Below are 13268 nucleotides of genomic sequence, written 5' to 3'. Positions count from 1 at the left end.
TTCATGTTGCGTGTCTATCATTCCAACCGCCTTGATGTGCTGGAAGCTATCATGGAGTTTATTGTTGAGCGCCAGCCGCTGCCGGACCCTTTTGAGCCGGAAGTTGTGCTGGTGCAAAGCACCGGGATGGCGCAGTGGCTGCAAATGACGCTGGCACAAAAGTTTGGCATTGCGGCAAATATTAAGTTTCCGCTCCCCGCCAGCTTCATCTGGGATATGTTTGTGCGCGTGCTGCCGGGCATCCCTGAAGAAAGCGCCTTTAACAAGCAGAGCATGAGCTGGAAGCTGATGACGCTTATCCCCGCCATGCTGGGCAAACCGGAATTTACCCTGCTTAACCATTATCTTCAGGAAGACGACAGTAGCCGAAAGCTGTTTCAGCTGGCGTCACGTATTGCCGACCTTTATGACCAGTATCTTGTTTATCGTCCTGGCTGGCTGAGCCGCTGGGAAAAGGGCGAGCTGGTTGACGGGGCCGGAGAGTCACAGCAGTGGCAGGCTCCGCTCTGGGCTGAGCTGGTGCGCTATACCGAGCAGCTTGGGCAGCCTGCGTGGCACCGAGCCAACCTTTATCAGCGCTTTATCCGCACGCTTGAAAACAGCGACGTATGCCCGCCGGGGCTGCCGTCTCGCGTATTTATCTGCGGCATCTCTGCGCTACCGCCGGTTTATCTTCAGGCGCTGCAGGCGCTGGGCAAGCATATTGATGTGCATGTGCTGTTCACCAATCCCTGCCGTTACTACTGGGGCGACATAAAAGATCCTGCGTTTCTTGCCCGGCTGGTGAGCCGTCGGCGTAGGCTGCATCAGGCCGAAGAGCAGCAGCCGCTGTTTAAAGACAACGACAGCGCCTCTTCACTGTTTAACGACCTTGGCGAGCAGGAGGTGGGTAATCCCCTGCTGGCATCCTGGGGCAAGCTGGGGCGAGATTATTCATTCCTGCTCTCCGAGCTGGAGCGCTTCGAAGAGATAGACGTCTTTGTCGATCAGCAGCCGGATAACCTGCTGCACGGCCTGCAGTATGACTTGCTGGAGCTTAAAGATTCTGCGGTGCTGGGGCTGACTGCCGAAGAATTTGAGCGCAGCGACCGTAAACGGCTGCTTGATCCGCAAGATCGCTCGCTGACGCTGCATGAGTGCCACAGCCCGCAGCGGGAAGTAGAGGTGCTGCACGACCAGCTGCTTGCGATGCTGGAGGCCGATCCTGAGCTAACGCCGCGCGATATCATCGTGATGGTGGCTGACATCGACAGCTATAGCCCGTTTATTCAGGCCGTGTTTGGCAACGCCCGGGACGAGCGCTGGCTGCCCTTTGCCATCTCTGACCGCCGCGCCCGCCAGGCTCACCCCGCTCTGCAGGCGTTTATTTTGCTGCTGGGCCTGCCGGAAAGCCGCTTTGGGGCAGAGGATGTGCTGGCGCTGCTTGAAGTCCCGGCTCTGGCCGCGCGGTTTGCCATTGATGAAGAGGGGCTGCGCTACCTGCGCAAGTGGGTAAATGAGTCCGGCGTCCGCTGGGGCATTGACGATGATAACGTCCGTGAGCTTGATCTTCCCGCTACCGGGCAACATACCTGGCGCTTCGGGCTAACGCGCATGCTGCTTGGCTATGCAATGGAAAGCCAGGCCGGCGTTTGGGATTCCGTGCTGCCTTATGATGAGTCCAGCGGGCTGATAGCCGAACTGGTAGGGCAGCTGGCGGAGTTGCTGATGCAGCTTAATCGCTGGCGGCAGCTGCTGGGTGAGGATCGCCCTCTGGAGGAATGGCTGCCGCTGTGCAGAGAGATGCTGAACAGCTTTTTCCTGCCGGATAGCGAAACCGAAGCCGCTATGGCTTTGATAGAACAGCAGTGGCAGGAGATGATTAAACATGGGACAGAGGCTGTCTATCAGCAGCCTGTGCCGCTGACCCTGCTGCGTGACGATCTGGCCCAGCGTCTTGACAGTGAACGTATCAGCCAGCGTTTCCTGGCCGGGCCGGTAAACTTCTGTACCCTGATGCCGATGCGAGCCATTCCCTTCAAGGTTGTGTGCCTGCTGGGGATGAACGATGGTGTTTATCCCCGCACGCTTGCGCCATTAGGGTTTGACCTGATGAGCCAGCACCCTGAGCGCGGCGATCGCAGCCGCCGGGATGATGACCGCTACCTGTTCCTTGAGGCGTTGATTTCGGCCCAGCAGCGGCTTTACATCAGCTACATTGGGCGCTCAATTCAGGATAACAGCAGGCGCTACCCCTCTGTGCTGGTAGAAGAACTGCTGGATTACGTGGCCGCCAGTCATTACCTGCCGGGAGATGCCGACCGCAACGCCGACGACAGTAGCGAGCGGGTGAAGCAGCACCTGATTAAGCTCCATACCCGCACGCCTTTTGATAGCGCAAACTACCTTGCCGAAGACGAGCAGCAAAGCTTTGCCGGAGAGTGGCTTCCCGCGGCCAGCGGGCATGGGGAAGCTCATACCGACTTTATCCGGCCTTTAATCCCGGAGGCCCGTGAAGAGATTACCCTTGAGCAGCTTCAGCGCTTCTGGCGTCATCCGGTACGAGCTTTCTTCCAGATGCGTCTGGCCGTCAACTTCCGCCTGGAAGAGACCGAACTGCCGGATGAGGAGCCGTTCACGCTCGATGTTCTGGACCGTTTCCAGCTTAACCAGCAGCTGCTTAATACCCTCGTCCAGCAGGAAGATCCTAAGCAATTGTTCGTGCGCTATCGTGCGGCCGGGGTTTTACCCTACGGCGCATTCGGCGAAATTCTCTGGGAGAAACAGCTGGAGGAGATGGGCTTACTGGCGCAAAAAGTGATGGATGAGCGGCAAAAAGGGGAAAGCCGTGAAGTGGATTTGCTCATCAACGGAACCAGAGTGACGGGGTGGCTGTCGGACGTACAGGGCGATGGTTTATTACGCTGGCGCCCTTCGGTATTAAGCGTTGCCCACGGAATGCAGCTGTGGATTGAGCACCTTATCTGGTGCGCCAGCGGCGGCGGCGGGGAAAGCCGAATGTGTGGCCGTAAAGATTCAGCATGGCGCTTCCCACATCTGGAAGTGGGTGAGGCCAGTGAATATCTGGCGCAACTGATTGAGGGATATACAGAAGGCCTTAACCAGCCGCTGCTCCTGCTGCACAACAGCGGCGGTGCGTGGATAAAAGCCTGTTATGACCCGCAAAATAGTGCCATTTTATGGGATGAGGAAACGCAGCAAAAAGCGCGCAATAAACTGCTGGCTGCGTGGGAAGGGAACCATATGGTTGAGGGGGAAGGTTCTGATATCTGGCTGCAACGTTTGTACCGTACGCTGGACGCCGGGTATTACGACGCGATTGTCAGAGAAGCCGAGCGCTACCTGTTACCGCTATTTCGTTTCAACCAATCCTGAATAAGGATTGTATAAAAATTGCACAGCCCGGTGAGTTCATTTATGATGCGATTCTTGCTCAGGGCTGGCGAAATACAACAACGGCGTTCTACGGATTGCTTCAAAAAGTTGTTAATGATGAGTAAGTTAGTGAAGACGAGGTTTGTTAATGCCTAAATGCAGCACCTGGTTTACCGCGCTTTTCTTGTTCGTTGCTCTTTGGGCACCCTTCAGTCAGGCAGAGAGCGGATGGCAGCCCATCCAGGACTCCATCCGTAAAAGTGAAAAAGATCCTCGTCAGTATCAGGCTATTCGTCTCGATAACGGTATGACCGTACTGCTGGTTTCTGACCCTCAGGCGGTGAAGTCGCTGTCTGCGCTGGTGGTTCCAGTAGGATCGCTGGAAGATCCGGACGCGCACCTCGGCCTCGCACATTTCCTCGAACATATGACGCTGATGGGTTCCAAAAAATACCCGGACCCGGACAGCCTGTCTGAGTTTCTGAAAAAGCACGGTGGCAGCCACAATGCCAGTACCGCCACCTACCGCACCGCCTTTTATCTTGAAGTGGAAAACGATGCCCTGAACGGGGCGGTAGACCGCCTTGCTGACGCCATTGCTGAGCCTAATCTGGCAGCACAATACGCCGAACGCGAGCGTAATGCGGTAAATGCAGAATTGACGATGGCGCGTGCGCGCGACGGTATGCGTATGGCCCAGGTCAGCGCGGAAACAATCAATCCGGCGCACCCCGGCTCGCGTTTTTCCGGCGGCAACCTTGAAACTCTGCGCGACAATCCCGGCAGTAAACTGCTGGATTCGCTGGTGGCGTTCAGAAATAAATACTATTCGGCCAACCTGATGAAGGCGGTTATTTACAGCAATAAGCCTTTGCCGGAACTGGCAAAAATTGCCGCAGAAACCTATGGCCGCGTCCCCAATAAAAATATCGAAAAGCCGGTGATTGACGTGCCGGTAGTGACCGACGCGCAAAAGGGCATTTTTATTCACTATGTCCCGGCGATGCCGCGCAAGGTGGTACGCGTTGAGTTCCGCATCGACAATAATAGCGACAAATTCCGCAGCAAAACCGACGAGCTGATAGGCTACCTGATTGGCAACCGTAGCCATGACACGCTTTCTGACTGGCTGCAAAAACAAGGGCTTGCGGAGAGCGTGCGCGCCGACTCTGACCCAATGGTTACCGGCAACAGCGGCGTATTTGCCATCTCCGTTTCCCTGACGGATAAAGGCCTTGCCAACCGTGACCAGGTGGTGGCAGCCATCTTCAGCTACCTTAACCAAATGCGTACTCAGGGCGTCGACAAGCGTTATTTCGACGAACTGGCCCATGTTCTGGATCTCGATTTCCGCTACCCGTCGATAACCCGTGATATGGACTATATCGAGTGGCTGGCGGACACCATGCTGCGCGTGCCGGTTTCCCATACCCTGGACGCCTCGAATATCGCCGATCAATACGATCCCGAAGCGATTAAAGCGCGTCTGGATATGATGACGCCGCAAAACGCGCGCATTTGGTACATTAGCCCGCAGGAGCCGCATAACAAAACGGCCTACTTTGTTGATGCGCCTTATGAAGTAGATAAAATTCCTCAGGAAACCTTTACCGACTGGCAGCAAAAAGCAGGCGCTATCAAGCTCGCGCTGCCTCAGTTGAACCCCTATATTCCGGATGATTTCACGCTCTATAAGCCAGAGAAGGAATATTCGCACCCTGAGCTGCTGGTTCATGAGCCTGACCTGCGCGTGATGTATATGCCAAGCCGCTATTTTGGCAATGAGCCAAAAGCGGATGTCACCCTGGTGCTGCGTAATCCGCAGGTGATGAATAGCGCCAAAAACCAGGTGCTGTTCGCCATCAATGATTATCTGGCGGGTATTGCGCTGGACGAACTGAGCAATCAGGCCTCCGTCGGCGGCATTGGCTTTTCATCCAATGCCAACAGCGGATTAATGATCAACGCTAACGGCTACACCCAGCGTTTACCGCAGCTATTTGAAGCGTTGCTCAAAGGCTATTTCAGCTACACGCCGACTCAGGAACAGCTGGATCAGGCCAAGTCCTGGTATGCTCAGATGATGGATTCGGCAGAAAAGGGTAAAGCCTTCGAGCAGGCGATTTCGCCGGTGCAGATGGTCTCCCAGGTGCCGTACTTTGAGCGCAGCACTCGGCGGGCGCTGCTGCCGGACCTGAGTTTAAAAGACGTACTCGACTACCGTGAACAGCTGAAAACCAACGCCCGGCCAGAATTTATGGTCATCGGCAATATGTCGCCGGAGCAGGCTAAGGCGCTTGCGGAAAACGTCAAAACGCAACTGGGTACCAAAGGTAATGAATGGTGCCGTAACGACGATGTGCTGGTCGATAAACAGAATTTGGCTATGTTTGAGAAAGCCGGAAGCAGCACGGATTCGGCGCTGGCGGCGGTATATGTCCCTAAAGGCTATGACGAAGCAACCAGCACCGCCTACGGCTCTATGCTGGGGCAAATTATTCAGCCGTGGTTCTACAACCAGCTGAGAACCCAGGAGCAGCTCGGCTATGCGGTATTTGCCTTCCCGATGTCGATTGGCCGTCAGTGGGGTGTAGGCTTCTTGCTGCAAAGCAGCGATAAACAGCCCGCTTACCTCTATGAGCGTTTTAAAGCGTTTTACCCGACCATCGAGAAGAAGCTGCGCGGCATGAGCGCCGAAGAATTCGCCCAGATCCAGCAGGGGATGATTGCCCAAATGCAGCAGGCTCCGCAAACACTTGCGGAAGAGGCTTCGCAACTGAGCAAAGATTTCGATCGCCGAAACATAGCTTTTGATTCCCGTGATAAAGTGGTGGCCGAAATTAAGAAACTGACGCCGCAAAAGCTGGCAGATTTCTTCCACCAGGCGGTGATAGCTCCCCAGGGGATGGCGGTGCTGTCACAGATTTCCGGTAGCCATAACGGCAAAGCAGAGTACGCAGCACCTGACGGGTGGAAGACCTGGGAGGGCGCGAGCAGTCTGCAACAGACGTTACCACTAGTAAGCGAGAAATAATGACCGATGTAACCGCGCAGCCCCTTGATCCTTTAAGTTTGCCGCTGTGCGGCGAACGGTTGATAGAAGCCTCCGCGGGGACAGGTAAGACATTTACCATCGCCGCTCTTTACCTGCGGCTGCTGCTGGGCCTGGGCGGAGAGAATGCTTTTCCCCGCCCGCTGGGCGTAGAAGAGCTACTGGTTGTGACCTTTACCGAAGCGGCCACGGAAGAGTTACGTGGCCGTATTCGGGCAAATATTCACGAATTGCGCATCGCGTGTATTCGTAACCTCAGCAAAAATCCTCTGCTACAAAGCCTGCTTTCTGAAATAGAAGATAAACAGCTGGCAGCCCGTACTTTGCTGCTTGCCGAGCAGCAAATGGACGAGGCGGCTATTTTCACCATTCACGGTTTCTGCCAGCGTATGCTGAGCCTTAACGCCTTTGAGTCCGGCATGCTGTTTGAACAACAGCTGCTGGAGGATGAGTCCTTGCTGCGCCGCCACGCCTGCGCGGACTTCTGGCGTCGCCACTGTTATCCGCTTCCGAAGCCGGTCGCCCAGGCGATGAGCGAAGAATGGTCGGGGCCGGAAGCCCTGCTGCGGGATATTAATAGCTGGCTGCAGGGCGAGCAGCCGCAGCTGAAGCAGCCTCCGGCAGATAACGAGACGCTGCTGGCGCGGCATGAAAAAATTATTGCCGCTATCGATGGGGTAAAAACGCAATGGCGGGCCGCCGCAGGGGAGCTGGCAAGCCTTATCGGCGATTCCGGCGTGGATAAACGCAGCTACAGCAGCAAACATCTGCCGAACTGGCTGGAGATTGTGGGCCAGTGGGCGCAGCTCGAAACTACCAGCTACCAGCTGCCGGATGCGCTGGCTAAGTTCGCCCAGAGCACGCTGGAAGAGAAAACCAAAAAGGGTGAGGTTCCTCGCCATAGCCTGTTCAGCGCCATTGATGCTCTGCTGGCCGAACCGCTGACGCTGCGTGACCTGGTGATAGCGAGAGCGATGGCGGAAATCCGCTATATCGTACAGCAGGAGAAAAAGCGCCGCGGCGAGCTGGGCTTTGACGATATGCTAAGCCGCCTTGATGAAGCGCTGCATCAGCCGGGCGGTGACGCTCTGGCGGAGGCTATTCGCGGGCGCTTCCCGGTCGCGATGATAGATGAGTTTCAGGATACCGACCCCCAGCAATACCGTATTTTCCGTCGCCTTTATATTAAGCAGCTGCAGACCGCGCTGCTGCTTATCGGTGACCCGAAGCAGGCCATTTATGCCTTCCGCGGTGCGGATATTTTTACCTATATGAAAGCGCGTCACGAGGTGAGCGCCCACTATACGCTGGACACTAACTGGCGCTCGGCTCCGGCGATGATTGACGGTGTTAATACGCTTTTTCAGCAGGTGGATAACCCTTTCCTGTTCCGTCAAATTCCCTTCCTGCCGGTTAAATCGGCCCCGCGTAATAGCGGCCTGCGCTTTACCGTTCGCGGCGAGAGCCAGGCGGCAATGAAGCTCTGGCTTCAGCCCGGGGAGGGAACGGGAGTAAGTGATTACCAACATGCAATGGCAACCCAGTGTGCGCGTCAAATTCGCGATTGGCTGACTGCCGGGCAGCGAGGTGAAGCATTGCTCTGGACGGGGGAAAAGTCGCGCAATCTCCAGGCGTCGGACATGACCATTCTGGTTCGCAGCCGGGGCGAAGCGGCCATCGTACGTGACGCCCTGGGCGCCCTTAATATCCCTTCGGTTTATCTTTCTAACCGTGATTCCGTGTTTGCCACCCCAGAGGCGCGAGAACTGCTGTGGATCTTGCAGGCGGTATTAGCCCCGGAAATAGAAACGGCGATGCGCAGCGCCATTGCTACCAGCATGCTGGGGCTGGATGCGCTGGACATAGAATCGCTGAACAAAGATGAATTAGCCTGGGACAGACTGGTTGAAGAGTTTTTCAACTATCGCGAACTGTGGCTTAAACGCGGCGTAATGCCGATGCTAAGAGCGCTGATTACGGCAAGGCATATTGCCGAGAACCTGCTGGCAACGCCGGGCGGGGAGCGCAGGCTGACGGATATTTTACATATCAGCGAGCTGCTGCAGGAAGCCGCGGGTGAGATGGAAAGCGAGCATGCTCTGGTGCGCTGGCTGGCACAGCGGATTGCCGAGCCGGACAGCAATAGCTCCAGCCAGCAGCTGCGGTTGGAAAGCGATAAGCATCTGGTGAAAGTCGTCACCATCCATAAATCCAAAGGGCTTGAATACCCGCTGGTCTGGCTGCCGTTTGTGGCCAACTACCGCCCGCAGAGCAGCGGCCTGTACCACGACCGCACCACGTTCACCTCGCTGCTGGACTTAAGTAACGATGCGGAAAGTCTCGGGCTGGCGGAAGAAGAGCGGCTGGCGGAAGACCTGCGCCTGCTTTATGTTGCGCTGACCCGTTCGGTCTGGCATTGCAGCATGGGCGTTGCGCCGCTATTTCGCGGTACGCGAGCTAAAAAAGGCGCAAGCGATCTGCATCTCAGCGCGCTGGGCTACCTGCTGCAAAAAGGTGAAGCGCTTGATGCCGAAGGGCTGAAACAGGCTCTTGATGCGCTTAACAGCGAAGCTATTGAGGTTGAAACTTTGCCGCCGGGCGAGGATACGCCGTGGCAGCCGGAAGCGAGCGTCCTGCCAGAGCTTACTGCTCGTCGGCTTCACCGGAGAATCGCCGATAACTGGCGCGTGACCAGCTATTCTGGCCTGCAACAGCACGGCAGTAGCAGGGTCTTGGATCTTGTGCCGCGCCTCGATGTCGATGCCGTTGGCGAAGTGCCTGAGCAAAGTGAGCCGTTACTTACGCCGCATACCTTCCCGCGTGGGGCTGCGCCGGGTACTTTCCTGCATAGCCTGTTTGAAGGCATCGACTTTACCCAGCCGGTGAATGGCGAATGGGTGGCGGAGCAGTTAACCGCCCAGGGTTTTGGCGAAGAGTGGCGGCCGGTTGTGAGCGGCTGGCTCGAACAAGTTCTTGCCGCGCCGCTGAATGAAACCGGCGTGGCCCTGAATTTGCTTTCGCCGAAAGAGAAGCAGGTCGAGCTGGAGTTCTATTTACCCATCGAGCATGAATTGCAGGCGGAGCGCCTGGACGCACTGATCCGGCATTACGACCCGCTTTCGGCCGGCTGCCCGCCGCTGGACTTCCGGCAGGTAAAGGGCATGTTGAAAGGTTTTATCGACCTGGTGTTCCGCTGGCAGGGGCGCTACTACCTGCTGGACTACAAATCCAACTGGCTGGGCGAAGACAGCAGCGCTTATACACGCGAGGCAATGGCCGGAGCGATGCAGTCTCATCGCTATGACCTGCAATATCAGCTTTATACCCTGGCGCTACACCGCTACCTGCGCCACCGCATGGCTGGTTATGACTATCAGCAGCATTTTGGCGGGGTGATTTACCTGTTCCTGCGTGGGGTGGAGCAGGGGAAACCGGAGCAGGGCATTTTTGCTACCAGGCCGGGCGTCGAGCTAATTGAGGCGATGGACGCGTTATTTGCCGGGAAGACTGAGGAGGTGAGCCTGTGAGCATGTCGGAATTACTAAACCGGGCGGTGGCTTTAAAAGCCCTCAGGCCGCTGGACTCACAATTCGCCATGATGCTCGCGAGCGATAAGCAACCGGTCGTGATGCTGGCCGCCGCACTGCTTAGCCACGATGCGGGCGAAGGGCATGTGTGCCTCCCGCTGGAGCGCCTGAAGCCCGAATTCGTATTTTCCGGGCGGCATCCGGAACTTGTGGCGCAGATTTTTGCCGGGCTGGGCTCTCCAGCAGGCTGGAAGGAGGCGCTGCTGGCCTCTAAGGTGGTAAGCGCGGGCGAAGAGGCTACGCCGCTGAAGCTTATCGGCAACCGCCTGTATCTCAACCGCATGTGGAGCAATGAGCGGCGGGTGGCAGCGTTCTTTGGCGAGCATAACAAGCCGATTGAACTGGACGAAGCAAAGCTGCGGCAGAGCCTCGATGAGCTGTTCGGGGTGAGCGAGCAGACGGACTGGCAAAAGGTTGCCGCGGCGGTAGCGCTGACGCGCCGTATTTCGGTTATCTCCGGCGGGCCTGGCACCGGTAAAACGACGACCGTAGCAAAGCTGCTGGCCGCGCTGGTTCAGCTTTCGGATGGCGAGGCGCTGCGAATTCAGCTTGCCGCGCCAACCGGGAAGGCTGCCGCGCGCTTAACTGAATCTTTAGGCAGCGCATTACGCCAGCTGCCGCTGAGTGACGAGCAGAAAAAATTACTGCCTGAAGAAGCTTCAACCCTGCATCGCCTGCTGGGCGCTCAGCCAAACAGCCAGCGCCTGCGTCACCACGCGGGCAACCCGCTGCACCTCGACGTGCTGGTGGTGGATGAAGCCTCGATGGTGGATTTGCCGATGATGTCGCGGCTAATTGATGCCCTACCGGAGCGGGCGCGGGTTATTTTCCTCGGTGACCGCGACCAGCTGGCCTCGGTTGAAGCGGGGGCCGTTCTCGGCGACATCTGCCACTACGTCAACGATGGCTATTCCTCAGCACGAGCGGAGCAATTACGGCGGCTAACCGGCTGTGAAGTTCCCGTGGGGCAAAATACTCAGGCCAGCTCGCTGCGCGACGGGCTATGCCTGCTGCGCAAGAGTTACCGTTTTGACAGCCAGTCCGGCATTGGCCAACTGGCATTTGCGGTTAATGCCAGCGACAGTAAGCAGGTAAGAGCGGCGTTCGGGCAGGGTTTTGGCGATATTTCCCAGCGGCCACTTCTTGAGCCGGAAGATTACACGGCGATGATCGCTGACGTTGTCGCGGGCTATGGCGACTATTTACAACTGGTAAGGCAGCGTGCGGAACCGGCGGCTATCCTCAGTGCTTTTGGCCGCTATCAGCTGTTGTGTGCCCTGCGCGAAGGGCCGTTCGGCGTAAGCGGTCTGAACGAACGTATTGAGCAGGCGCTGGTTCAGGCCCGGCTGATCCAACGCCCGTCTCAGGCGCAATCGCGCTGGTATGAGGGGCGGCCGGTGATGATTGCCCGCAACGACAGCTCGCTGGGGCTGTTTAACGGTGATATCGGTATTGCTCTGCATCGCGAAGAAGGGCTGCGGGTCTGGTTCCCGATGCCTGATGGCACGCTTAAGTCGGTGCAGCCGAGCCGCCTTCCGGCGCATGACACGGCTTTTGCTATGACGGTGCATAAATCTCAGGGGTCTGAGTTCGACCACGCGGCGCTGGTCTTGCCGAACCAGTTTGTTCCGGTGGTCACGCGCGAGCTGGTTTATACCGCGATAACGCGAGCGCGTAAGCGGCTATCTCTGTATGCCGACGAACGCGTATTGGGCAAGGCCGTCGCGACCCGTACCGAGCGGCGCAGCGGCCTGATGGAGATTTTTGCCGGGGAATAAACGAAAGAGGAAGGCCAGAAGCCTTCCTCTTTTTTCAGGTCAGATCCGCCATCAGCACTTTTGATTTACGCTGATAGTTGTACATCTCTTTCTTACTGGCCGGCAGCAGCTCTACGTCCACAGGCAGGAACCCGCGTTCCTGGAACCAGTGAATGCTGCGGGTGGTTAACACAAACAGTTTACTCAGCCCCATCTGCCGCGCCTGGTTGGCTACGCGGTTGAGCAACTCTTCGCCCCGAGACGAGCTGCGGTAGTCCGGGTGAACCGCCACGCAGGCCATTTCACCGATGCTCTCTTCCGGGAACGGATAGAGGGCGGCGCAGGCAATAGTCAGATTGTCGCGCTGGATAATCGTAAATTTATCAATTTCCATTTCGAGCTGCTCGCGTGAGCGGCGAACCAGGATGCCCTGCTGCTCCAGCGGGCGAATCAGCTCCAGAATGCCGCCGATATCGTTGATGGTGGCGCGGCGAATCTGCTCGGCGCTCTCCATGACAATCTGCGTGCCGATGCCGTCCCGGGAGAACAGTTCCTGCAGCAAAGCTCCGTCTTCCTGATAGCTGAGCAGGTGGCTGCGGCGCACGCCGCTGCGGCAGGCTTTTACCGCGCCGCGCAGGAAACGCACGGTGCCGGAATGATAGTCGCCCGCGCTTTCAAGTGCTTCAATACGCTGCTGCGCTTCGTTGGGAAACAGTTCGGAAATAACATTGCCGAGATCGTCGGTTACGCCCTGAGAAGAGCAGAACCCGATCATTTTTTCCGCCTTCAGTTTTACCGCCAGTTGGGTAGCGACTTCTTCGGATGTGAGGTTAAAACTCTCTCCGGTAACCGATACCGCGACCGGCCCCATCAGCACAATTGCGCCGTTATCCAGCTGGCGGTGAATCGCCTCTTCGTCGATGCGGCGAACGCGGCCGCTGTGGCAGTAGTCCACGCCGTCGTCCACGCCCAGCGGCTGGGCAATAATAAAGTTGCCGCTGACCACGTTGATATGCGCGCCCTGCAGCGGCGTATTGCCGAGGCTCATGGAAAGCCGGGCGGTAATATCCAACTGCAACAGTCCGGCCGCCTGCTTAACCAGTTCAAGCGTTTTTGCATCGGTGACTCGGGTGTGCTTGTGGTAGACCGGCTCGTGGTGATGTTCAGCCAGGTTTTCATCAATCTGCGGGCGAGCGCCATACACCACCACAAGGCGAATGCCAAGGCTGTGCAGCAGGCCAATATCATTGATAATGCTGGAGAAGTTTTCATGCTCGATGGCCTCGCCGCCGAGCATAATGACAAACGTTTTTCCCCGGTGGGCATTTATATAGGGAACAGAATGGCGGAATCCCTGCACCAGTTCGGTTCTACGTTCCTTCACCACGGCACACCCTCATTGAATTTTTATTCGTAATTTCTGTATTTTTATTCTTTTATGGCTTCGGGTGCAAGCGCCAATTTTCATCCAGGATAAAATTTTTCAGCGGCGGTTTG

At 56.9% G+C, this 13268-nt stretch carries 5 protein-coding genes; 4 read left to right on the top strand and 1 reads right to left on the bottom strand.

Features of this window, described 5'->3' with window-relative positions; translation table 11 throughout:
• Positions 1 to 3 precede the first annotated feature (3 nt).
• The 4 genes from recC to recD all read left to right on the top strand — a co-directional run bounded on the left by recC (position 4) and on the right by recD (position 11792).
• Positions 4 to 3375, top strand: a complete 3372-nt coding sequence (gene recC / locus HMPREF0201_RS17185; RefSeq protein ID WP_016538043.1) for an exodeoxyribonuclease V subunit gamma — start codon at positions 4 to 6, stop codon at positions 3373 to 3375.
• Positions 3376 to 3523: 148 nt separating this feature from the next.
• On the top strand, positions 3524 to 6409 hold the full coding sequence (gene ptrA / locus HMPREF0201_RS17180) for a pitrilysin (RefSeq protein ID WP_016538042.1): 2886 nt from the start codon (positions 3524 to 3526) through the stop codon (positions 6407 to 6409).
• Positions 6409 to 9954, top strand: coding sequence for an exodeoxyribonuclease V subunit beta (recB, locus tag HMPREF0201_RS17175; RefSeq protein ID WP_016538041.1), 3546 nt, complete (start codon positions 6409 to 6411; stop codon positions 9952 to 9954). The genes ptrA and recB overlap by 1 nt, the downstream gene beginning before the upstream one ends.
• Entirely contained in the window at positions 9951 to 11792 is a 1842-nt protein-coding gene (recD, locus tag HMPREF0201_RS17170) for an exodeoxyribonuclease V subunit alpha (protein WP_039898761.1), read from the top strand. Before recB ends, recD begins: the two co-directional genes overlap by 4 nt.
• 34 nt (positions 11793 to 11826) lie before the next feature.
• On the opposite strand, the gene argA is transcribed toward recD, so the two are convergent.
• A complete protein-coding gene (gene argA / locus HMPREF0201_RS17165) occupies positions 11827 to 13158 on the bottom strand; it encodes an amino-acid N-acetyltransferase (RefSeq protein WP_039898759.1) in 1332 nt (443 codons plus the stop codon).
• Positions 13159 to 13268 lie beyond the last annotated feature (110 nt).

Origin of the sequence: Cedecea davisae DSM 4568 (genome assembly GCF_000412335.2) — a bacterium.
Classification (GTDB): Bacteria; Pseudomonadota; Gammaproteobacteria; order Enterobacterales; family Enterobacteriaceae; genus Cedecea; species Cedecea davisae.
The sequence above is the reverse complement of the archived record's forward strand: the minus strand, read 5'-3'. Positions and strand labels throughout refer to the sequence as shown.